The following is a 22143-nucleotide window of genomic DNA, read 5'->3' as shown; positions in this document are numbered from 1 at the left end:
CCTTGACCGACGACAGCTATAACGACGCCCTTCCCCCATCCTCGGGAACCGGCGGCGGCGACATATCCACCATCACCATCGAGGACGAGCTGAGGCGCTCGTATCTCGACTACGCCATGAGCGTGATCGTGTCCCGCGCCCTGCCGGACGCGCGCGACGGGCTGAAGCCCGTGCACCGCCGCATCCTGTATTCGATGCACGACCTGAAGATGACGCCCGACAAGTCGTATTCGAAATGCGCGCGCGTCGTCGGCGACGTGCTGGGGCGATTCCACCCGCACGGCGACGCCTCGGTCTATATGGCGCTGGTGCGCATGGCGCAGCCGTTCTCGATGGGGCTGATGCTGGTCGACGGCCAGGGCAATTTCGGCTCGGTCGATGGCGATATGCCCGCCTCGATGCGGTACACCGAGGCGCGGATGGCCCCGGCCGCAGCGGCGCTGCTGACCGACATCGACAAGGACACGGTCGATTTCCAGCCGAACTACGACGAGAAGGAGATGGAGCCCGTCGTCCTGCCGGCGCGGATTCCCAACCTGCTGGTCAATGGCGCGGGCGGCATCGCCGTCGGCATGGCCACCAACATCCCGCCGCATAACCTGGGCGAGATCATCGACGCCTGCGTGGCCCTGCTGGATGATCCGGACGTCACTGACGACGCCCTGCTGGACATCGTGCCGGGCCCAGACTTCCCGACCGGCGGCGAGATCATGGGCCGCACGGCCCCCCGCAACGCCCTGCGTGACGGCCGCGGCTCGGTCGTGGTGCGCGGGCAGGCCACGATCGAGACGATCCGCAAGGACCGCGAAGCCATCGTGGTCACCCAGCTGCCGTTCCAGGTCAACAAACAGACCCTGATCGAGCGCATCGTCGAAATGGTCCGCGAGAAGCGGATCGAGGGCATTTCCGACGTCCGCGACGAATCCGACCGCGACGGCATGCGGATGGTCATCGAGCTGAAGCGCGACGCCTCGGCCGATGTGGTCCTGAACCAGCTGTGGCGCTTCACCGCCATGCAGAGCTCGTTCGGCGTCAACATGCTGGCCCTGAACCACGGCCGTCCGATCCAGATGGGCCTGCGCCAGCTGCTGGAGGCCTTCCTTGAGTTCCGGGAAGAGGTCGTCGTTCGCCGCATCAAGTTCGAACTGGCCAAGGCCCGCGACCGCGGTCACGTGCTGGTCGGTCTGGCCGTGGCCGTGGCCAATATCGACGAGGTCATCCACATCATCCGCAGCTCGGCGGATCCGGCCGAGGCGCGCGAGCGGCTGCAGGCCAAGAGCTGGCCCGTCGGCGACATGATCGCCCTGATTGAGCTGATCGCCGACCCGCGCTCCATGCTGGTGGACGGCGACAAGCTGAATCTGACGGATGAACAGGCCCGCGCTATCCTCGGCCTGACCCTGTCCCGCCTGACCGGCCTTGGCCGCGACGACATCTTTGGCGAGGCGCGCGGTCTGGCCGACACCATCCAGGGCCATCTGACCCTGCTCAGCGACCGCGCCAACATCCTGGCCGTGATCCGCGAGGATCTGCTGGTCGTGAAGGAAGAGTTCGCCGTTCCGCGCCGGACTTTGATCGGCGAGGGCGACTATGAGCTCGAAGACGAGGACCTGATCCCGCGCGAGGACATGGTCGTGACCGTGACCCATGGCGGCTACGTCAAGCGCGTGGCGTTGAACGCCTATCGGACCCAGCATCGCGGCGGCAAGGGCCGTTCGGGCGTGGCGATGAAGGAGGATGACGCCGTGGTCGGCGTCTTCTCGGCCTCGACCCACACGCCGGTGCTGTTCTTCGCCACCAACGGCAAGGCCTACAAGCTGAAGACCTGGCGCCTGCCGCTGGGCAATCCGCAGTCGCGCGGCAAGGCCTTCGTCAACCTGCTGCCGATCGAGCCGGGCGATTCGATCATGAACGTTCTGCCCCTGCCCGAGGACGAGGCGGACTGGGCCAACTACGACATCATGTTCGCCACCCGGTCGGGTGACGTCCGCCGCAACAAGCTCAGCGATTTCGCCACCGTCAACCGCGCCGGCAAGATCGCGATGAAGCTGGAAGACGGCGACCACATGGTCGGGGTGGCCCTGTGCACCGCCGAGGACGACGTCATGCTGACGACCGCCCTGGGCCGCGCCATCCGCTTCAAGGCCGACGACGTGCGGGTCTTCAAGGGCCGAGATTCGACCGGCGTGCGCGGCGTGCGTCTACAGAAGGACGACGAGGTCATCTCCATGGCCGTGCTGGGCCGGGTCGATGCGACGCCGGACGAACGCGCCGCCTATGTCAAACACGCCACCGCCATGCGCCGCGCGACCGGCGAGGTTGAGGATGAAACCCCGACGATCGACGCCGACGACGAGGCGGCAGGCGACGCGGCCCTCAGCATAGAGCGGATCGCGGAACTGGGCGCGGCTGAGCAGTACATTCTGACGGTCACCGAGACCGGCTTCGGCAAACGGTCCTCGGCCTATGAATACCGGCGCACCGGCCGGGGCGGGCAGGGGCTGACGGCTCACGGCCTGGGCGGCCGCGCGGGCAACCGGCTGGCGGCTTCCTTCCCGGTCGAGGATGGCGACGAACTGTTGCTGGTCACATCGGGCGGTCAGATGATCCGCACGCCAGTCGATCAGGTGCGTATCGTTGGTCGGTCCAGCCAGGGCGTGACCATCTTCCGCACGGCCGAGGGCGAGAAGGTCGTCTCCGTCGAGCGGCTGCCGGACAGCGGCGGCGGCGATGAGGAAGCGGTCGAAGGCGAAGGACAGGCGCCTGACGCCGAGGGCGGCGAGGGCTGATCCATGGCGGGTGCCGTTGACCTCAGCGTCGACGGCGCGCCGGCAACGCCGGACGATCTGACCCATGTCGCGCTGATCAACTACGGCGCCTACACCTCATTCCGGGTGGAGCAGGGCGGTGTGCGAGGCCTGGACCTGCATCTGGCCCGGCTGGAGGCCGAGGCGACAGAACTGTTCGGCCAACCGGTTGGCGAAGAACGGCTGCGCGATCTGATGCGCAAGGCCGTGGCGGGCCGGGACGCCTGCTGGCTGCGGGTCAGTCTGTTCTCGCCGGACATCAGTCCCCGGACTCCAGATTGGCAGGGCACCCCCAAGGTGATGATCGCCGTGTCGCCTCCGCCTCCGCCATTCGCCGATGCGCCGCGCTTGCAACTCCAAGCCTATGCCCGCGAGGCGGCGCATCTGAAGCATGTCGCGACTTTCGGCCTGATCCGCGCCCGACGCGCGGCCCGCGCTGCCGGCTTCGACGACGCCCTGTTCATTGACGACGAAGGCCGGGTCTCGGAAGGCAGTCTCTGGAACGTCGGCTTCGTCAGCGGCGACGACGTCGTCTGGCCGCAAGCGTCAATGCTGGCGGGCGTGGCCCAGGCCCTCGTCCAGCGCGGCCTGACCCATGCCGGTCTGACAGGCAGGATCGAACCGGTGCTCGCCGGCGACCTCACCCGTTTCGACGCCGCCTTCCTGTGCAACAGCGCCACGCCCGCCTGCGCGGTCGCGGCGATCGGTGGTCGCACCTTCGCAACGCCGTCCGGCCTGATCGACCGCCTTCAGGGCGCTTGGGCCTCGAACCCGATCCAGCCGATCTAGGCCCGCGGTTTCGCACCTGCTAAACCATTGGGGAGACGGGGAGCAAAGCGATGCGCATCGGCCTGTATCCAGGCACATTCGACCCCGTCACCAACGGGCATATGGACATCATCGGTCGTGCGGTGAAGCTGGTCGACCGGCTGGTCATCGGGGTGGCTCGCAATGATGACAAGGGTCCGATGTTCTCGACGGACCAGCGCGTCGAGATGGTTCGCGCCGAGGTCGCTCATCTGGGTCCCAAGGTCGAGGTGCAGCCGTTCTCCAGCCTGCTGATGCATTTCGCCGAGGAGCTGGACGCCGGCATCATCGTGCGCGGACTGCGCGCCGTGGCGGACTTCGAATACGAGTTCCAGATGACGGCGATGAACCAGCGCCTCAATGCCGACATCGAGACGGTCTTCCTGATGGCCGATCCGAGGCACCAGGCTATCGCCTCACGCCTCGTCAAGGAGATCGCCCGTCTGGACGGCGCGATCGACAGTTTCGTCAGCCCCGCCGTCGCCGAACTGGTGCGGGCCAAGGTCAAGGATTAGAATGAGCTTCAAGATCGCAGCGGCCAGCGCCCTTTCGATGGCGCTCCTCCCGGCTTCCGTCCCGGCCCTCGCCCAGACGGCGTCGCCGGCTGCCGAGTGGCGCACCGTCGCACCGGAGAACCTCCTGGTCATAGACACGGCCAAGGGCCGCGTCCTTGTCGAACTGGATCCGCGCATCGCCCCGCAGTCGGTCGAACGCGTTCGAACCCTGGCCGACAGAGGCTTCTATGACGGCCTGAAATTCCATCGCGTGCTGGAAGGCTTCATGGCCCAGACGGGCGATCCGCTCGGCACCGGCCAGGGCGGCAGCGACCTGCCCGACGTCCCGGGCGAGTTCCAGTTCCGCCGCGGGCGCGACCTCGGATACGTCAATCTGATGACCGACCCGACCGGCCAGTTGGGGATCGCCGGATCCATGCCCGTTCTCACCCAGCCCGACGCCCAGATGATGGTCACGTCCGACTTCAAGGCGGCGGCCCAGGCCCTGTTCTGTCCCGGAGTCGCGGGAATGGCCCGTAGTCAGGATCCGAACAGCGCAAACAGCCAGTTTTTCCTCATGACCGGCGCCAACGCCAGCCTGAACAGTCTTTACACCCCGTTTGGTCGGGTCGTGGATGGTCTCGACGTGGTCGCAGCGCTGACCCCCGGACCCCGGGCCGCTGACGGCAAGGTCGATAATCCAGACCTGATGACCCGCGCCCGCACCGCGGGCGCCGTGCCGGAAGGGGAGCGGCCTGTGGTCCGCGTCATGACGCCCGCCAGCCCCGCCTTCGCCGCTTTGGTCGAGCAGGTTCGGACCGAACGAGGCGCGCTGTTCAGTATTTGCGACGTTCAGCCGCCCGTTCAGGTGACGGGCGGATGATCGGCGCCGGGGAGGACAGGATGAAAACCATGATCGGCCTTGCGGCCTTCCTTTCATTGCTCGCGGCGCCGGTTATGGCCCAGGACGTCGGCGGACCGCCGCCGCCGCCCGCGCCCGCCGTCGAGACCACGGCTGCGGCCCCGGAGTGGCGCGCGGTGCCCGCTGAGAACCTTCTGGTCATCGACACCACGCGCGGCCGCATTCTGGTGGAACTGACGCCCGAGGTCGCTCCGCTGCATGTCGAGCGGATCAAGCTGCTGGCTCGCCGCGGTTTCTATGACAATGTGCCGTGGCACCGGGTCATCGACTGGTTCATGGCCCAGACTGGCGATCCGCTGGGTAATGGCGAGGGCCAGAGCCCCTATCCGGACCTGAAGGGCGAATTCACCTTCCGCCGCGATGCGGCCATGCCATTCGCCCCGGTGGCCGAGCCTGCGGGCGCGCGCGTCGGCTTCTTCCATTCCTTGCCGGTCCAGACCCAGCCCGACGCCGCCTTCGCCCTGACCGGCGACGGCAAGGTGCACGGCTGGGGGCTGTACTGCCCCGGCGTAGCCGGCATGGCCCGCGACGAGGGCAATGACACCGCCAACAGCCAGTTCTTCCTGATGCGCCAGGCCTATCCGGCGCTGGACAAGCGCTACACAATCTGGGGCATGACGGTTTCGGGGCTCGATATCGTGCGGTCGTTGCGCGTCGGCGAGGGCGACAACGGCATGGTCACCGCCGAGCCCGACCGGATGACCCGCGTTCGCATCGCCGCCGACATCGCCGAGGCCGAACGGCCGGGCGTGCGGGTGCTGGCGACCGATTCGCCGCGTTTCCGGACCATGGTGGACGAGACGCGGGCCTCGCGCGGGGCCGATTTCTCGGTCTGCGACGTGACCCTGCCGGTTCAGGTCACCAATTAGCTAGAGCGAAATCGGTCTTGGTGGACGCAGTCCGCCAAGACTCGGATTTCGCTCCAGTGTGATGCTGGACCATTTTTTGGATTCAGGTCGATCCGACCTGAGGCAAAAATGGTCTAGGACCGACCGCCACGGCGGCGTCTGGTCGGCTTCCGGTCTTCGCGCATCTGCTGCAGGAGCAGGCCTTCGCGCAAGCCGCGGTCGGCGACCCGCACCCGTTCCGATGGCCAGGCGCGCTGCACCGCCTCCATGATGGCGGCGCCGGCCAACACCAGGTCGGCGCGGTCAGGACCGATGCACGGTTCGGCGGCGCGTCCGGCGGCGCCGAGACGTTTCAGCGTGTCTGCTGCGGCCTCGCAATCGGCCCGGGTCATCCACAGGCCGTCAACCAGATTGCGCTGATAGCGCCGCAAGCCCAGGTGAATGCCCGCCAGACTGGTGATCGCCCCTGAGGTGCCGACCATATGGGCGCGACCGCTGACAAAGAGCTCGCGCAGGGCCGGATCGACGGGAGCCTCCGCAATCGCGGCGCCCATATCGACCACCATGGCCTCATACCAGTCGTCCAGACTGCCGGCCGGCTCGGGGTGCCGCTCCGCCAGCGTGACCACCCCCACCGGCGCCGACATCCAGCCCTCCAGAACGAAGGAATCGCCGCGCTTCGAAAGCCAGTTCAGTTCGGTTGAGCCGCCCCCGACATCGACGACCAGAACCGCCTCCACCGAGTGATCGAAAAGGTTCAGACAGCCCCGAACGGCCAGCCGGGCCTCTTCGATGGGGTCGATGATCCGCAGTTTCAGCCCCGTGCCAATGCGCACCCGTTCGATGAAGGCCGGGCCGTTCTCGGCCTGGCGGCAGGCCTGGGTCGCGACGGCCATAAGACGGGAGGAATCGACACCCTTCTTGGCGACCCGTTCCCCGCACAGCATCAGGGCTTCATAGGCCCGGTCCATGGCCGCGTCATCGAGAAGGCCCGTCCGCGACAGTCCCTCGCCCAGACGCACGATACGACTGAAGGAATCGATCACCCGAAAGCCGTCGCGCGCCGGTTTTGCGATCAGCAGCCGGCAGTTGTTGGTCCCGAGATCGAGCGCGCCATACAGCGGCGCATCGCGACCTGACGCCCCAAGGTCGCCGGCGGCGCCGTTCGCGGCGCGCTGCCTGCCAGACCTGCGGGGCTGGGACCGGTCGTCACGCCGTGGCGGCGCGCCGTCGGTCTCCGGCATGGGCCGAACTTTCATGGTGGGCGGTCCAAAGCGGCGCCCGTCCCCAACACTCTAGGACCGTGTGATCGTCCGCGCCAAGCGTGTCTGTCGTGAAAATGAACGGCCTCAGCGGACAGGGCTCAGGTTGGGACAGGCATTCTCTCGCCATGACCCAGGAAACTGTTGCGAAATTCGGCCTCGGCCAGATCGTCCGCCACCGCGACGACGCCTTCCGCGGCGTGGTGATCGACATCGACGCCAGCTACGCCGGCATGCCCGGCGAGACGGGCGAGATCACCCCGGACCAGCCCTTCTATCAGGTTCTGGCCATCGGCCCGGACGGCGGCTTCGTCGCCTATGCGGCCGAGACCGCGCTGGAGCACGATCCGGAACTCTCCGCCCTGACGCGGGAGGCGGAGACGCGCTGGTTCACTGTGGACTCCCGGGGCCGTCATGCGCCCAAGGCCTTCGCCATTCACTGAGCGCCCCGATCTGTGGCCGACGCTGGCGCGGGCCGCGCGTCGCGCCTAGATTGGCGACAAGGGCCCTTCAGAGCCCGCAGACTGCAGGAGCGCGTCCATGTCCGATTTCGAGCACGTGTTCGATGCGCCGCCGCAAGGCGCCGCCTCCGACTGGACCATCCCGCAGGACTGGGCCTCCTACAGCGAGGTCGAGCACCAGACCTGGGATATCCTCTACGCCCGGCAGATGAAGATCCTGCCCGGCCGCGCCGCCGACGTCTTCCTCAAGGGACTGACGGCGCTGGACCTCAACACCGGCGGCATCCCCGATTTCGCAGTGATGAACCCGAAGCTTCAGGCCTTGACCGGCTGGACCGTGGTGTGCGTGCCGGGACTGGTTCCCGACGAAGTCTTCTTCGACCATCTGGCCAACCGCCGCTTCCCCTCGGGCCAGTTCATCCGCAAGCCGGATCAGCTGGACTACCTGCAGGAGCCGGACATCTTCCACGATGTCTTCGGCCATGTGCCCATGCTCTCCGACCCGGACTTCGCCGACTATATGGAAGCCTACGGCAAGGGCGGGCAGCGCGCGGCCTCGCTGGGCGTGCTGCAGAATCTGGCGCGGCTGTACTGGTACACGGTCGAGTTCGGCCTGATGCAGGATACGGACGGCCTTCGTATCTACGGGGCCGGGATCGTGTCCTCGGCGACCGAGAGCGTCTTTTCGCTTGAGGATGCGTCCCCCAACCGCCTCGGCTTCGACCTCGAGCGGGTGATGCGGACCCTCTACCGTATCGACGACTTCCAGCAGGTCTATTTCGTCATCGACTCCATCGACCAGCTGAAGCGCGACACCCTGCAGGATTTCGGCCCGATCTACGGGCGGTTGAAGGGCGCGGACGACGTCGCCATCGAGACCGTCCTGCCGACCGACACTGTCTTCACCCGCGGCACCCAAGCCTATGCAGCCCGGGGCGGTCGGTTCGCTGCCTAGTCGCAGGTAATCAGACTATTGCGGCCCGTATCTCGCATCCGGATATAGGTCAGTAGTGACACGCCGATCAGGCCGGTGACGTACCAGAAATAGGCGCTCTCCATGCCTTCACCCTTGAACCACAGGGCGGCGTATTCCGCTGTGCCGCCGAACAGGGCGTTGGCGATGGCGTAGGGCAGGGCGACGCCCAGAGCGCGGATATGGGCGGGAAACAGCTCGGCCTTCACCACGGCGTTGATCGAGGTGTAGCCGCTGACGATGATCAGGGCGGTCATGGCCAGCAGGAAGGCCATGAACGGGCTCTCGACCCCGGACAGGGCGGTCATGATCGGCACGGTGAACAACACCCCCAGCACCCCGAAGGCGATCATCACCGGCCGTCGCCCGATCCGGTCAGACAAGGCGCCGACCGCGGGCTGCAACAGCATGAAGACGAACAGGGCCGCGGCGCTGACTTCGGTTGCCGTGGTCTTGGAGAAGCCGGTCGTGTTGACGAGGAATTTCTGCAGATAGGTGGTGTAGGTATAGAAGGCGACGGTCCCGCCGGCGGTCAGGCCGAGGACCATCAGCGCCTCCTTCGGATGTTTCAGGATCAACAGCAGGGCGCTGGATTTCGGCGCTTCGCCGGCGTCCGTGGCGATGAAGGCGGGGGTCTCGTCCAGCCGCCGCCGCAGCCAGAACACCACCACCGCCAGCGCCGCCCCGACGAGGAACGGAATGCGCCAGCCCCAGGCCGCCAGATCAGCCTCGGCCATGGTCCTTTGCAAGACGATCAGCAGCAGGAGGGCCAGCAGCTGGCCCGAGATCAGGGTGACGTACTGGAAGCTGGACCAGAAGCCGCGATGCTTCGCCGTGGCCATCTCCGACAGATAGGTGGCCGATGAGCCGTACTCGCCGCCCACGCTGAGCCCCTGGATCATCCGTGCGAACAGCAGCAGGGCCGGGGCGGCGAGGCCGATGGCGGCGTAGCCGGGGGTGCAGGCGATGACCAGACTGCCGGTGCACATCAGGGTCACCGAGAGGGTCAGCCCGGCTTTGCGGCCGCGCCGGTCGGAATAGACCCCCATGACCCAGGCTCCGACCGGCCGCATCAGGAAGCCGACCGCGAACACCGCCGCCGCGCTCAGCAGCTGGGCGGTGCTGTCGCCCTTGGGAAAGAAGACGGGCGCGAAATAGACGGTGAAGGCGGCGTAGGCGAACCAGTCGAACCATTCGACCAGATTACCGGCCGAGCCGCCGATGATGTTGCGCAGGCGGCGGGCGGGGGTCATCGGGGCGTCGGTCATCGTGTGCCCTGCGGCGGAATGCGAGACGCTCTGTCGGCTTCAGCTTCCATGACGAGCGAGAAGGCTGACATCGGATCAGGCCCGCTGGAAGGGATAGAACCCTCCGCCGAGGCCGAGGATCTCCGTCAGCGCATCCAGGGCGCCCCGGCTCTCGATCAACAGTGCGGGATCGGCGAGGTCGCGGGGGGTCAGGGTGTCGCGGTACCAGGCGATGCCCCAGGCCGACAGCCGGGCGTGGAGGTCATCGGTCAGCCGCATGGCCGGGTTGGTCGCCGCCTGTTCGGCCTCGGTCAGGACCACGCGCAGGCGCAGGCAGGCGGGGCCGCCGCCGTTGCGCATCGACTGGCGCACATCGACGTATTCGACCCGGCCGATGGGGCCGTTGGAGGCGACAAGGGATTGGGCGACGGCATGACTGCGCGGATTGTCGTGAGTCTCGGTCGGGCAGATCAGGGTCAGGCGGTCCTCGCCGGGAATTTGCACCAGCATGGAGTTGAACAGATAGCTGGAGATGGCGTCGGCCAGCGGCAGGTCGGCGCTCGACACCTCGACGAAGATCGGCTCGAACAGACCGTCGGCGGCGGCGCGGATGGCTGCTTTCGTGCCCGCCGTGTCCTCGAAGGCGAGGTCGTGGAAGAACAGGGTCTCCCGCGCCCCGACGCAGACCACATCATTGTGGAAGGTCCCGCCGGCGATGGCGGCGCGGGACTGGCGGGCCAGCACCGCGCCCGAGGCGCCGTGGCGGCGGGCGACGGCTTCGGAGGCCTCGCGAGTCTGCCGGGCCGGATATGCGCCGCTCCACGGCTCATACGCCTCGCGGCCCCAGACGAGGATGTTGACGCCCGGCTCGCCGTGGTCGGCGCACAGCCGGACGTGATTGGCCGCGCCCTCGTCGGCGAGGTGGGCGACCGAGGGCAGGGCGTCATGGACCGCGAACCGCTCAGGGTCGGGGAAAAGGGCGTCCAGCGCCCGCTTCGTCTGTTGGTGCTCCAGCGAGCGGTGCAGGTTGGTGACCAGATTGGCGGGGGTGAAATGCACCCGGCCGTCGGCGCTGTCGGCGCTGGTAGTCACGGTCGCGGCGTTGGCGGCCCACATCGGCGAGGCCGAACAGGCGGCGGCGGCGAAGGACGGCGCGTCCTTCCAGGCCTGTTCGAGGACGCGGGCGTCGGAGCCGGTGAAGCCGAGCGAGCGCAGGAAGGGGATGTCGGGTCGCTCGTGCGGCGGCAGGACGTATTGCGGCAGGCCCAGGTCGGCCAGCCGCTTCATCTTGTCGAGGCCCTGCAGCACCGCCGCCCGCGGGTTCGACGCCTCGCCCTTGTTCAAGCTGGACGCCAGATTGCCCGGCGACAGGCCCGCATAGGAGTGGGTCGGCCCGATCAGGCCGTCGGCGTTGGCTTCGACGGCGGTCATTGATCCCTCTCCCGAAGGGAGAGGGAGGCTGCGCACGGATGCGTCAGCATCCGTCCTTGCGCGGGCGGGTGAGGGGTTACGGTGCGTCCCGGCTGAGAGCGAAACCCCTCACCCTCCCACCGCTTAGCGGCGGGCCCCTCCCTCTCCCTCTGGGAGAGGGTCACGCCCGCAGCCCCTTGATCTCGCTCTCAATATTCTTCACCGACACGGCCTCGAAACTGGCCACCGGATAGGCGCAATAGTCGGCGGCGTAATACGCACTGGGCCGGTGATTGCCGCTGGCGCCGAGGCCGCCGAAGGGCATGTCGCCGGCGGCGCCGGTGGTCGGACGGTTGAAGTTCACCACGCCCGCGCGGATGCGGCGGATGAAGCGGTCCCAGTTGGCGGGGTCGTCAGAGACCAGGCCGGCGGACAGGCCGTAGCGGGTGGCGTTGGCCTCGGCGATCGCCGCTTCGAACGAGCCGACGCGGGTCACTGACAGGAAGGGAGCGAACATCTCCTCGTCCGGCACGTCCACGCCGGTGACGTCGATGATGGCGGGCCTGACGAAGGCGCCGGGCAGATTGCCGACGGGGCCGGAGGCGCGGATGACTTTGGCGCCCCTGTCGATCCGGTCCTGCAGCGCCTTCAGCGCGCCTTGCGCCGCCTTCACCGAGATCAACGGTCCAGCATAGGGTTCGGGCGTCGATTTCCACGGAGCAAAGATCAACCGGTCGACCATAGCGTTTACGGCCTCGACGATGGCGTCGCCCTGCCGCCCCTCGGGCACGATCAGGCGTCGGGCGCAGGAGCAGCGCTGGCCCGTGGTGACGAAGGCGGACTGGACCACGATCCCGGCCACCGCCTCGGCGTCAGCCGCGTCCCAGACCACCAGTGGATTATTGCCGCCCAGCTCCAGCGCCAGAATCACATGCGGGTCGTCGGCGAATTTGCGTCGGAAATGCGCGCCGGCCGCGCCCGAGCCGGTGAACATCAGGGCGTCGATGCCCGCGTCGAGCAAGGCCGCGCCGGTCTCTCGCCCGCCCTGGACGACATTGATCACGCCGTCGGGCAGGTCGGCCTCGGCGAAGGCCTCGGCCATCAGTTGGCCGGTCAGGGGCGCTTCCTCCGACGGCTTGAAGACGACGGTGTCGCCGGCCAGCAGAGCCGGGACGATGTGGCCGTTGGGCAGGTGGCCGGGGAAGTTGAACGGGCCCAGGACGGCCGCCACCCCGTGCGGCCGGTGGCGCAGGGTGGTGTGGCCGAAGCCGGTCTCGGCGGTGCGCTCGCCGGTGCGCTCGTCATAGGCGCGGATCGAGAGGTCGACCTTGCCAGCCATGGCGCCGAGTTCGGCGGTGGTCTCCCACAGCGCCTTGCCGGTCTCGCGGCTGATCGACTCGGCCATCTGCGGCGCGCGAGCCTTCAGCACCGCCTGATAGCGTTTCACGGCGTCGATCCGGTCCTGACGCGGCCGGTCCGCCCAGTCGGGAAAGGCGGCGCGGGCGCGGTCAGCGGCGGTCTGGACCTCGACGGCCGAGGCGGCGGCGCCCTCCCAGACGGTCTCGCCGGTGGCGGGGTCGATGGATTTGAAATGGGTCATGCTGTCGCTCAAGCCTTCACGCGCACGGTATCGCCCGCGCGCACCCTCAGCGCATCGGCGGTCTCGGCGGTCAGAGTGACCGTATCGCCCTCAATGGCCACCCGCTGACGCACCGATCTGAAGCTCGCCGCGCTGTGGGTGGAGATCAGGGCCGGTAGTTCCGCCTCGACCTCGGCGGCGACAGCGACCGTCAGCCGGCGCGCGTCGCGCACCGTGCGGATGTTGTCACGGTCGCAGGAGACGGTCGGGCCGGCGTCAAAGATGTCGACCAGTCCGTTGGGGCGGAAACCTTCGCTTTCCAGCAGGGCCATGGCCGGCACCCCCTGGGGATGGACCTTGCCGATCACCGCCCGCGCCGGCTCGGGCAGCAGGTCGATATAGATCGGATGGCGCGGGGCGAGGTCGAGGATGAACTGTTTGTCGGTCGAGCCGGTCATCCGGTCGGCCTCGTCGAACTCCATGGGGAAGAATTTGTGCGCCACATGGTCCCAGAACGGGCAGGCGCCGTCCGGCGTAAAGACCCCGCGCAGCTCGGCCAGGACGGTGTCGGCGAACAGGTCCGGCTCGGCCCCGATCAGCATGTAGCGCGACTGGCTCAGCAGCCGGCCGGCGCCGCCCTTGCGCCGGTCGGCCTTGAGGAACAGCGAGCCGACCTCGGTCCAGCCGGTGCATTCATTGACCAGCACGAGGGTCTTCTGTTCCAGCTTGATGCCCAGCGAGGGCGACGACTGGGTGTTGGTCACCACGCGGAAGGAGAAGAAGGGCCGGTTCAGCCCGACCGCCGCCTTGACCGAACCGATGCCGTCGACGTCGCCGGTCTCAGTTTCCTCGAGCATCAGGGTGTACCAGCGCTGCCGCGGCTCCAGCACGCCGGCGAAACTGTCGCGGCTCAGGTCGAGGCGCTCGGCCAGCTGGTCGGGGTCTTCGGGCAGGCTGGTGAAGCCGGGCCCCGACAGGATGGCGAGCTCCAGCAGGTGGTCGAGATCGGCCGGGGCCGCGGGTCGGACGACGAGCATGGTTACATCGTCTCCAGACGCAGGGCTTTGAGTTTCAGCGCATCGATCTCGCCCGAGGCGATCTTGCACAGAATCAGGGCGCTGAGCTGGGCGCGTTCGACGAAGCTGGCGGGCCAGGCGAACTCCTGATCCGAATGGATGTCGCCGCCCAGCACGCCGAGGGTGTCGATATTGGGCAGGCCGGCGGCGTGCAGGTTGTTGCCCTCGCAGACCCCGCCCGACGGCTTCCATGCGATCGGCTGGCCCAGCAGGGCGCCGGTCTCGCGCACGGCCTCGAACAGGGCGGTCTGGGAGGCGTCCATCGGCTTGGGCGCGCGGGTCATGCCGCCGTGGAGGTCCAGCGTCAGGCCGGGGAAGGGGGGTTCGGCCGCGATGCCGCGCACCGTCTCTGCGATCCAGGCCGACGACTGGGCGTCCGGGACGCGAACGTTGAAGCGGACCACGGCGCTGTCGGCCACGACGTTCAGGGCGCCGCCGCCGCTGATCTTCGCCACATTGACCGTCACGCCGTCGCGCTGGCCGTTCAGGCCGTGCAGGCGGGCGGCGATGATGGCTGCGCCGGCCACGGCGTTGGCGCCCTCGTGGAAGGCGCGTCCGGCGTGGGCGGCCTTGCCCGTGACGATCAGATGGTAGTTCCCGCTGCCCTTGCGCGCTCCGGCCAGGGTGCCGTCCGCCAATGCGGGCTCATAGGTCATGCCGACATGACCGCGCGCGCCCAGTTCGGCCAGCAGGGGGGCGGAGGCGGGCGAGCCGATCTCCTCATCCGGAGACAGCAGCACGGTCCAGCCGACACTGCCGCGGTCGGGATGAGTCTCGAACGCCTCCAGCGCGGCCAGCATAACGCTGATCCCGCCCTTCATGTCGGCGATCCCGGGGCCGTTGAGGGCCCCGTCGGCGCGGGTGGAGACGGTCTGGAACGGGCTCTCCGCCGGGAACACAGTGTCATAGTGGCCGGTCAGCACGACCTGGATCGGCGCGTCGGGACGGGTAGTGATTCTCAGTGCGTCGGCATGGGCCTCGGTCCGCACCGCGCCGTCGTCAGCTATGGTCGTGGATGTCCGCGTCGGGATGCGCTCGACCTCGGCCGGCAGGCGCCGCGCTTCCGCTTCAAGCAGCGCCAGAACATGCGCCAGCCCGCTCGCGTTTCGGCTGCCCGAACTGACATTGGCCCAGTCGACGGCGCGGCCGACGATGGCGGTCTCGCGCGCCGCGACATGGTCGAGCACGATCTGGTCGGGGGGCAGAATCCGCATGCGCGTGAACCCTAGCGGTCCGGGCGGGAAAGGTGAAGGTGAGGCATGGGTTTCGCTCCGCGCGCGAGCGGGCTAGGCTCCCGCCATCTTCAAGGGAGGGCTATTCAATGACTGACTGGATCAAGGCGTCGAATCCGACGGCGCCGATCAATACGGAGGCCGAGGCGATCGGCGCCGCGCGGGCCAGCGCCATCGCGATCTTCCTCGGCGTGGTCTGGGGCGCGATCGGCGTCGCACTGCTGATGACCGGCGGCTCCGCCGAGATCGAGGCGGCGATGGCTCAAGCGTCGGCGGATACGCCGGAAATGGCCGGCATGGGCGAGATGGCCATGCAGATCGCCCTGTGGAGCGCGATCGGCATCTCCGCCATCCAGCTGGTGCTCGGCCTTGTCCAATGGAGCAAGCCGAATGTCGTGATCCCGATCATCTTCGCGATTCTGGTGGCCTTCGGCCTGGTGTCCGGCCTGTTCGGGATGATGATGGCCGGGCAGGCGGGCATGCCTGAAACGGCCGCTGCTCCGACCTGGCAGGTCTATGTCGGCTTCGTGATTCTGGTTATCCAACTGGTCATGCACATCGCCGGTATTCGCGGCGCGCGTGCGCTCGACAAGCTGCGTATGGCGGCCGCCCAGTAGGGACCCGTCACCGGTTCGGGCGTCGGTCCTCGCGACCGGCGCCCGGCTGTCGCGACTGACGGCGCCAGCGGATCGACAGGCTGGCTTCACCCTGTCCGCCAAATTTCGAACTGATCGTCAGGTTGCGGCGGACCTGCCATTCGACATTGACCGCCGCGCCGTTCTCGCCGCCGCCGATGATCTCCAGATAGACGTCGTCGGTGATGTAGCGACCGCCCGCGACGGTCAGGCCCGAGGCCTCGCCGCCAAACGACAGCCGGTCAAGTCCGGCCAGTTCCCTCAGATTCCCGATCACATCGAAGCCGCCGCCGCCGGCCAGCGCCGCAACGCCCGCGGCTAGCTGGGCCGCCTCGAAGCCGGACAGCTGCGAGGCGGATCGCCCGAACAGCACCTGGGACAGGATCTCGTCCTGCGGCAGGGCCGGGGTGGAGGTCAGGGCGATCTCGGGCCGGGCCGCCGTGCCGGTGACGCGGATGGTGGCGGTCAGCGCCGGATCGTCACGCGTCGCCGTCAGGTTCAGCCGGATCTGCTCGGGATGGGTTGACAGGGTCACCGTGCCGCGTTCGTCGAATACGAACCGCTTGCCGGCGAAATCATAGTCGCCGCGCACCACCCGCGCCGTGCCGCTCAGCGTCGGCCGGGCGATGGTGCCGGTCACCCGGGCGTTGACGTTCATCTCGACATTCAGCCCGCGCCCGATCACCCGGACATCGCCGCCGGGCGAGCTCAGGCCGATATTGAGGCCGAACTGCAGGCCGCGCTGGCGGTTCTGGTCCTCCTCGGGGACATCGCCGCCGGGCCGATTGATCTCGATCACATCCATCCGGACGATCCCGGTCGATCCGGGCGGATTGGCCTGGATGCGCGCCTCGTCGATATCCATCTGGCCGATCAGGGTGATATTGCCGTCCTCGCCACGGGTCACCGTCAGGGGACCGGACGCCTTGGCCTCCGCGATATCGTTGTCGATGATCCGGAACCGGGTGAGCTGTAGCTGTAAGCTGGAGCCGGAACCCTGTGTCAGGCCGATCCGGCCGTTGCCCGAGACGGAGCCGCCCGTGCCGTCGATCGCGCTGAAGGTCTCGACCAGGCCGGTGGTGTCGTCAAAGCGGCTGGCGAGGGTGATGTTCTCGAGGCGGACGCCGGTGGCGCTGTCGCGGAAACGGCCCTGTTGCAGATCCAGCCGACCGTTGATGCGCGGCTTGGCAATGGAGCCGGCCAAGGTGGCGCGGGCGGCGACCTGGCCCGACAGCGAGCGTTCGCCGCCGGCCAACAGATCCCAGATCGGCTGGATCTGGCCCTGGATCGAGATCTCGCCCGACATCTCGCGGTTCCGCACGATCGCCAGCCGAAGCGGGGCCGCCGAGGCCTCGACCGGCAGGGTGATGTCGGCCACGGCCCGGACCGCGTCGCCGTCTGCGGCGTTGGCCTGGATGCGCAGGGTATGGTTCACCAGCACGGCGTTCAGCGTCCCGTCGACGGCGATCCCGCGCGGCGCGTCGATGCTGCGGATGTCGTTGAGGGTGATATTGGCCGAACCCGACAGGTCGTCGCCGGCCCCACGCAGCGAAAGCCGGCCGGTCACCCGCCCGCGCATGTCCTGGATAAGCGAGCCCAGGTCGACGCTGGTCAGATTGGCCTCGATGATGGCGGCGCGGGAATCCTGGCGCAGCTCGCCCAGCAGCACCCCGCCGCCGATGCCGAGATCAACCCGGACCACGCGGCCGTCGCCGGACAGGGCGATGACGGCGGGATTGCGAGTGGTGAAGGCAATCTCGCGCACCCGGCCGCCGCCCTCAAGGACGACGGTCTGGGATGGGCCAGTGCGTGAATAGACGCCCGTTCCATCGAACGACACAGGTGTGGCCCCGCCCACGTCAGCTTTGAGGGTGAAGGGCAGGCGCTCCAGCGTGCCCCGACCGTTCAGGTCGAGAGTGCGGATGACCCAGGTCGACCCAACGAACCGCACATTGCGCCCCGTGACATCGAGGATCGCCGTCTCGGCGCCGGCGCCTTCGGTCAGGCGGATGCGCCCGTCGGCCGTGCCGGAGGCCAGAAAAGCGCCGGGGCGGGCGGTGAACGTCAGGTCGGCGCTGGACGGGACATTGCTCGACAGGGCAATCGCCCCCTGGGCCGTGACCCCGCCCGCGTTCAGGTCCACCTCGGTCAGGCGCAGACGATCGCCGCCGAGGAAGAAGTTTCCACTGGCCCGCGCCGGTCCGTAGTTCGATCCCGCCCTCAGTTCGATGTGTCCATCGGAGGCGTCGGCGCCGCGCCGGAAGCTGAGGATCATTTCAGCATTGGTCAGGGCCAGAGCCCCGGCGCTGACCTTGCCGAATGCTGCGGTCAGGTCGGCGCGCGGCTCGGCCAGTGTGCCGGTCAGTGCGCCCCGCCCCGTCATGGCGCCGTCTATGGCCACGGGGCCGACGCCGAACGGCCCCCGGGCGTCCCAGTTCAGCGCCAGACGCAACCGTCCGTCGCTCTCGATCAGGCCCCGGGCGGCCGCTGAACCCTGGGCGCCGGTCAACTGCGCCCGCTCGACGGCGATTCGACCATCGTCCAGCGCCCCGGTGAGTTGCAGCCGGGGCGTCGGGCCAAGCAACCGGTCCAACTCGTCCATGCCGACGGTCACACCCCGCCCCCGTCCATCGAAGGTCAGCCGCCACGGAGCGCCGGAACGCGCCGTCGAGGCCGAAATCGGTCCTCCGAACCGGCCGCGGGCGCCCTTGCGCAACTGCGAGACGTCGGTGATCTCGGCGTTTCCCCGGAAACCCAGAGCGCCGAAGAGGTTGCGACCGCCTGAACCTGCCAAGGTCAGGGCCCGGCCGGTCAGATTGACCCGCTCCAGCAGGATGGCTCCGTCCGCCTGACGCACCGCCTCGAACGACAGGCGCGGTGTCGGACCCAGAAGCCCGCCGACAATGCCCGCGCTTGAGCCTCCGGCGACGCGGATGTCGCCGTCGACGTCCATCCGGCCTTGCCGCACCTGAATGTTCAGCGGACCCCGCAGGCGTTGCGCCCGATAGCTTGCGACCTCGGGGCCGATCAGGTCCACTGAGCCATCCAGCCGCCACTGCGCGGCGGTGCCGCGGAACAGACCCCGGTAGGCCGCTGCCCCTCCCGCGGCCTGTCCGGCGAGGCGGGTCAGGGAACGGGTCGAGATGTCGAGCGTGATCCCGTCGGGACTGCTCTGGTCGCTAAGCCTGATCTCGCCGCTGGCGCGCGACTCAAGGTTCTGGGCGATCAGACGCCAGGCGACGCCGATCCGGCCGTCGTCATCGCTGTCGCTCGAGGTCGCGAAGCCGAACCGCACGGTACGGCCGATCCGCTCGGCGAAGGGCGCCAGCAGGTCTGAGCCGGAGAAGTCCGCGAAGCCTGAAATCCGGGTCCGGGCCTCGCCATAGCGACCCTTGATCACCAGCGGCACAAAGTCGCCGGTGCGTACGACCGCGTCGATGACCTCGCCATTGACCACGGCTGTGGCGAAGAAGGGCTGGTCCGGGGAATAGCCAAGGGCGCCCGCCAGCGGTCCGCCACGCGCCTCATTGGCCCTCAGGTTCAACCGCAGATCTGCGAGGCCGTGCCCGACCGTCGCATTGAGACGCAGATAGTCGCCCGGCCGGCTGTTGCTGACGGCATTGAGCACGGCCGTCTTCGAGCCCTTGCGCGGCGCATTCGCCTCGCCTGACAGCTTCCAGCGACCATATTCCTTGCTGAAGCTCTCCAACAGCTCCACCTCGGCGGTGAAACGGTCGATATCGACGGACAGGGGTTGCGGCCCCGGCGGTTCGGTCGAGGCCTCGACGTCCGGCCGACGGATCAGGCGGATGACTTCGGCCTTGACCTCGGTAGCGTGGAATCGGCGGGTGATCAGCGGCCACCAGTCCCAGTCGACGCGGACCTTGCGCGCCTCCAGCCAAACCCCTTTGGCGTCGGTGACGGTGACTCGGTCGATGGTGAAGTCGTCGAACAGATCGCCGCGCACGCCCTCGACATTGATCCGGCCATAGCGGCCGAGTTTCTTGCCCGCAACAAAACTGGTCACCAGCCCCCGACCCGAGTCCGACAGCAGATACATCCGCCCACCGACCGCGACGACGAGCATCAGCGCCGCGAGAACCGCCGCGGCCAGGCCACCGAAGAAGGCCAGGGCCTGCATCCGTGTGCGCTTCTTCTTCGCCGTCTCGGCAGGCGTGTCCGGTGCGTCGTCGGGGGGAGGGGCGGCGTCGGTCAAAACGCCTGTCCGATGCTGACATAGATCTGGAAGTCGGCATCGCCGTCCCGACGGTCCAGCGGGAAGGCGATGTCGGCGCGGATCGGACCGAACGGCAGCTTGTAGCGCACGCCGACCCCGGCTCCGTAGCGCAGGTTGTCCAGGTCCGGCGTCTCCTGGAAGCCGATGGCGCCTGCGTCAACGAACGCCACCGCCTGGAAATTGCGCCAGACGTCGCGCCGGATTTCGATGGAGGTCTCAAACAGGCTCAGGCCCCCCCGCGGCGTGTTGTCCGGCAGGCGCGGCCCCACGCCCTGATACTCAAACCCGCGCACCGAACCGCCGCCGCCCGAATAGAACAGGCGGTCGGACGGCACGGTCAGTTCCTCTGCACCGATGATCGAGCCGATCCGAACCCGCCCTGCCAGGACCGTCTTCGCCCCGTCCTGCAGCGGCAGATAGGCGGTCGCCTGGGCCTCGGTGCGCAGGAACAGCACCGTATCCTCGCCCGCCACGGCAGTGGGCTGGGCAGAAGCGGTGAGCCGCCATCCGGTCGTGGGATCAAGGGGATCGTTCGAGCGATCCAGATAGGCGCTGCCTCGCCCGGTCAGGATGACGAGGTCGCGGTCGAAATTGACCGGCAGCTGTGTCACCGGATCGAAGCGGTTCTCATCATACTGCCCGGCGTCCAGCCCGACGCCGTAGCTCACATAGGAGGTCTTTCCGATCCGCTGCTGCAGGTCGGCGGCCAGGGCCACGGCGGTGCGGCGATAGGCGGCTGTATCCTCGTTGAGCAGCGCGCCAGACAGCCTCAGGGTCTCGCCGGGGCGGCGCCAGTGCGGCAGGCTCAGGGACGCGCCCAGCCGGCTGTCGACGTCGGCGGCGCGAGCCTGCCAGACCAGCGTATCAGCGCGGCCGAACCGGTTGTGCCAGGTCCAGATCAGGTCCACCCCCGATCCCTCGGCGGTCGAGAAGGTCGCCCCGGCTTCCAGGATGCGACGGGGGCGGTCGGTCAGGGTGACGATGATCGGACGGTTCCCATCGGTGTTGGTCTGGTCGGTCGGCGCCAAGGCCACACCTACACCGTCATAGACGCCGGTTTCGAGCAGCCGGCGCTCCAGTTCGGCGACGTCCTCCGGGTCATAGACTTCGCCCTCTGACCAGGGCGCCAGGCCGGCCACCCAGTCCGGATTGGTCGCGCCGCGTGTTTCCAGCCGAACGCCGTCCAGCCGCACCAGCGGCCCGGAGGCGATGTGGAAGCCGGGCTGGACGGAAAAAGTAGAGTGGTCGACCACGACCCGGCGCGGCTGGGCCGCCGCATCGGCATAGCCGCGGCGCGTCAGGCCAGCGACGATCCGCCCCTCGGCGGCGATGATGTCGCCCGCGCGGCCGGGCTGTCCCGGGGTCAGGCCGATTTCGGCGCGGACAGCCGTCCCGGTCACCTCGTCAGGCGACGGGCCAGCCCAGAGCACCTGTACCTCGGCCAGTTCAAATCGCCGGCCGGGAGTGACGTTGACGATGGCTATCGGCGTCTCTTCGCCCTCGACGACATCCTCAAGCACGGGCTGATAGTAGCCCTCGGACCGTAACAGCGCCTCGGCCGCTTCCAGCGCGCCTCGCGCACGGCGCCGGGCCTCGAACCGGCTGGAGGGGGCGTCATCGACCTCGCCCACCGCGCGGACCAGTTGGGCCCGCAAGCCTGCGTCCATCTCGCCGCGAATTTGTGCGCGCGGGTCCGCCGCTGCGGGGGAGGCCAGCAACAGGACGCCCGCCGTGCCGATAAGAATCAGGGCGGGCCTTGGCGTCAAACTGGAACCTTGGTCAGGGCGCGGACATCGACGCCGGCGCATCCCACAATGGCGCCGATGAGGCGGCGACCGGGATCAATAAAAGAGGGTTTCGCTTTCGGGTTTGACCGATTCCTCGGACGATCGCTTTTCGGAGGGAAGGGTGCTCGAATCAGCGGGCGGCGAATCGACGGCGCTGGGGGCCGCGACCGGCGCGCCAGCGTCTTCGGCGGGAAGCGCGAGCGGCGCTTCCATCGGCGCCTCGGCGACCTCCCGATCATCGGCGTTGGGATCGTCACAGGCGGCGACGCCAAAAGCGGTCGAAAGGGCCAGAATGGCAATCAGGCGTTTCATCAGCAGCGTCTCCCCCGGAACGGCCTTCCAACGCTTGGCCGGCTCGCCTGTTCC

Annotated in this window: 17 protein-coding genes; 8 read left to right on the top strand and 9 right to left on the bottom strand. The window is 68.3% G+C overall.

The features are described 5' to 3' along the window. Positions 1-2 precede the first annotated feature (2 nt). Genes gyrA through Q8K49_RS00910 form a run of 5 tightly spaced genes read left to right on the top strand, consistent with a single transcriptional unit; the run spans position 3 to position 5899 of the window. A complete protein-coding gene (gene gyrA / locus Q8K49_RS00930) occupies positions 3-2789 on the top strand; it encodes a DNA gyrase subunit A (RefSeq protein ID WP_305303548.1) in 2787 nt (928 codons plus the stop codon). A 3-nt stretch (positions 2790-2792) separates the two neighbouring features. Next, entirely contained in the window at positions 2793-3596 is an 804-nt protein-coding gene (locus Q8K49_RS00925; protein ID WP_305303547.1) for an aminotransferase class IV, read from the top strand. Between the two features lie 50 nt (positions 3597-3646). Beyond that, entirely contained in the window at positions 3647-4129 is a 483-nt protein-coding gene (coaD, locus tag Q8K49_RS00920) for a pantetheine-phosphate adenylyltransferase (protein ID WP_305303546.1), read from the top strand. A 1-nt stretch (position 4130) separates the two neighbouring features. Beyond that, positions 4131-4991, top strand: coding sequence for a peptidylprolyl isomerase (locus Q8K49_RS00915; RefSeq protein ID WP_305303545.1), 861 nt, complete (start codon positions 4131-4133; stop codon positions 4989-4991). Positions 4992-5020: 29 nt separating this feature from the next. Next, positions 5021-5899 carry a peptidylprolyl isomerase gene (locus tag Q8K49_RS00910; RefSeq protein ID WP_370867711.1) on the top strand — a complete coding sequence of 293 codons (879 nt, stop codon included), beginning with the start codon at positions 5021-5023 and terminating at the stop codon, positions 5897-5899. A 113-nt stretch (positions 5900-6012) separates the two neighbouring features. On the opposite strand, the gene Q8K49_RS00905 is transcribed toward Q8K49_RS00910, so the two are convergent. Beyond that, the gene (locus Q8K49_RS00905; RefSeq protein ID WP_305303565.1) at positions 6013-7122 is read right to left on the bottom strand and encodes a Ppx/GppA phosphatase family protein; all 1110 of its coding nucleotides are present in this window, start codon (positions 7120-7122) and stop codon (positions 6013-6015) included. A 146-nt stretch (positions 7123-7268) separates the two neighbouring features. On the opposite strand from Q8K49_RS00905, the gene hspQ reads away from it, so the two are divergent. Next, positions 7269-7583, top strand: coding sequence for a heat shock protein HspQ (gene hspQ, locus Q8K49_RS00900; protein ID WP_305303543.1), 315 nt, complete (start codon positions 7269-7271; stop codon positions 7581-7583). A 97-nt stretch (positions 7584-7680) separates the two neighbouring features. Then, on the top strand, positions 7681-8556 hold the full coding sequence (gene phhA, locus Q8K49_RS00895) for a phenylalanine 4-monooxygenase (protein WP_305303542.1): 876 nt from the start codon (positions 7681-7683) through the stop codon (positions 8554-8556). On the opposite strand, the gene Q8K49_RS00890 is transcribed toward phhA, so the two are convergent. The 5 genes from Q8K49_RS00890 to Q8K49_RS00870 all read right to left on the bottom strand — a co-directional run bounded on the left by Q8K49_RS00890 (position 8553) and on the right by Q8K49_RS00870 (position 15100). Then, entirely contained in the window at positions 8553-9842 is a 1290-nt protein-coding gene (locus Q8K49_RS00890; protein ID WP_305303541.1) for an MFS transporter, read from the bottom strand. The genes phhA and Q8K49_RS00890 overlap by 4 nt on opposite strands. Positions 9843-9917: 75 nt before the next feature. Beyond that, positions 9918-11252: an N-succinylarginine dihydrolase gene (gene astB / locus Q8K49_RS00885; protein ID WP_305303540.1), complete on the bottom strand. Its 1335-nt coding sequence runs from the start codon at positions 11250-11252 to the stop codon at positions 9918-9920. Between the two features lie 160 nt (positions 11253-11412). Then, entirely contained in the window at positions 11413-12831 is a 1419-nt protein-coding gene (gene astD / locus Q8K49_RS00880; protein WP_305303539.1) for a succinylglutamate-semialdehyde dehydrogenase, read from the bottom strand. A gap of 8 nt (positions 12832-12839) precedes the next feature. Then, the gene (locus Q8K49_RS00875; RefSeq protein WP_305303538.1) at positions 12840-13847 is read right to left on the bottom strand and encodes an arginine N-succinyltransferase; all 1008 of its coding nucleotides are present in this window, start codon (positions 13845-13847) and stop codon (positions 12840-12842) included. Positions 13848-13849: 2 nt separating this feature from the next. Continuing rightward, complete coding sequence (locus tag Q8K49_RS00870) at positions 13850-15100, bottom strand: hydrolase (protein ID WP_305303537.1); 1251 nt, start codon at positions 15098-15100, stop codon at positions 13850-13852. 107 nt (positions 15101-15207) lie between these two features. Here Q8K49_RS00870 and Q8K49_RS00865 point away from each other — a divergent pair, with 107 nt between their 5' ends. Then, complete coding sequence (locus tag Q8K49_RS00865) at positions 15208-15735, top strand: hypothetical protein (RefSeq protein WP_305303536.1); 528 nt, start codon at positions 15208-15210, stop codon at positions 15733-15735. 7 nt (positions 15736-15742) lie between these two features. Here the strand turns inward: Q8K49_RS00865 and Q8K49_RS00860 are convergent, their stop codons facing one another. From Q8K49_RS00860 to Q8K49_RS00850, 3 genes are all read right to left on the bottom strand, one after another. Further along, a complete protein-coding gene (locus Q8K49_RS00860; protein ID WP_305303535.1) occupies positions 15743-19969 on the bottom strand; it encodes a translocation/assembly module TamB domain-containing protein in 4227 nt (1408 codons plus the stop codon). Beyond that, positions 19966-21756, bottom strand: coding sequence for an autotransporter assembly complex family protein (locus tag Q8K49_RS00855; RefSeq protein WP_305303534.1), 1791 nt, complete (start codon positions 21754-21756; stop codon positions 19966-19968). Before Q8K49_RS00855 ends, Q8K49_RS00860 begins: the two co-directional genes overlap by 4 nt. A 75-nt stretch (positions 21757-21831) precedes the next feature. Continuing rightward, entirely contained in the window at positions 21832-22089 is a 258-nt protein-coding gene (locus Q8K49_RS00850; RefSeq protein ID WP_305303533.1) for a hypothetical protein, read from the bottom strand. Positions 22090-22143 lie beyond the last annotated feature (54 nt).

The sequence above is a fragment of the Brevundimonas sp. genome, from assembly GCF_030682035.1.
GTDB lineage: Bacteria > Pseudomonadota > Alphaproteobacteria > Caulobacterales > Caulobacteraceae > Brevundimonas.
This window is presented reverse-complemented; position numbering and strand designations above follow the sequence as displayed.

Bases quoted from the DNA above. Each gene is read 5' to 3' on its own strand.
- Q8K49_RS00925 (WP_305303547.1), top strand. From the start codon at position 2,793: ATGGCGGGTGCCGTTGACCTCAGCGTCGACGGCGCGCCGGCAACGCCG.
- coaD (WP_305303546.1), top strand. From the start codon at position 3,647: ATGCGCATCGGCCTGTATCCAGGCACATTCGACCCCGTCACCAACGGG.
- Q8K49_RS00915 (WP_305303545.1), top strand. From the start codon at position 4,131: ATGAGCTTCAAGATCGCAGCGGCCAGCGCCCTTTCGATGGCGCTCCTC.
- Q8K49_RS00910 (WP_370867711.1), top strand. From the start codon at position 5,021: ATGATCGGCCTTGCGGCCTTCCTTTCATTGCTCGCGGCGCCGGTTATG.
- Q8K49_RS00905 (WP_305303565.1), bottom strand. From the start codon at position 7,122: ATGCCGGAGACCGACGGCGCGCCGCCACGGCGTGACGACCGGTCCCAG.
- hspQ (WP_305303543.1), top strand. From the start codon at position 7,269: ATGACCCAGGAAACTGTTGCGAAATTCGGCCTCGGCCAGATCGTCCGC.
- phhA (WP_305303542.1), top strand. From the start codon at position 7,681: ATGTCCGATTTCGAGCACGTGTTCGATGCGCCGCCGCAAGGCGCCGCC.
- Q8K49_RS00890 (WP_305303541.1), bottom strand. From the start codon at position 9,842: ATGACCGACGCCCCGATGACCCCCGCCCGCCGCCTGCGCAACATCATC.
- astB (WP_305303540.1), bottom strand. From the start codon at position 11,252: ATGACCGCCGTCGAAGCCAACGCCGACGGCCTGATCGGGCCGACCCAC.
- astD (WP_305303539.1), bottom strand. From the start codon at position 12,831: ATGACCCATTTCAAATCCATCGACCCCGCCACCGGCGAGACCGTCTGG.
- Q8K49_RS00875 (WP_305303538.1), bottom strand. From the start codon at position 13,847: ATGCTCGTCGTCCGACCCGCGGCCCCGGCCGATCTCGACCACCTGCTG.
- Q8K49_RS00870 (WP_305303537.1), bottom strand. From the start codon at position 15,100: ATGCGGATTCTGCCCCCCGACCAGATCGTGCTCGACCATGTCGCGGCG.
- Q8K49_RS00865 (WP_305303536.1), top strand. From the start codon at position 15,208: ATGACTGACTGGATCAAGGCGTCGAATCCGACGGCGCCGATCAATACG.
- Q8K49_RS00850 (WP_305303533.1), bottom strand. From the start codon at position 22,089: ATGAAACGCCTGATTGCCATTCTGGCCCTTTCGACCGCTTTTGGCGTC.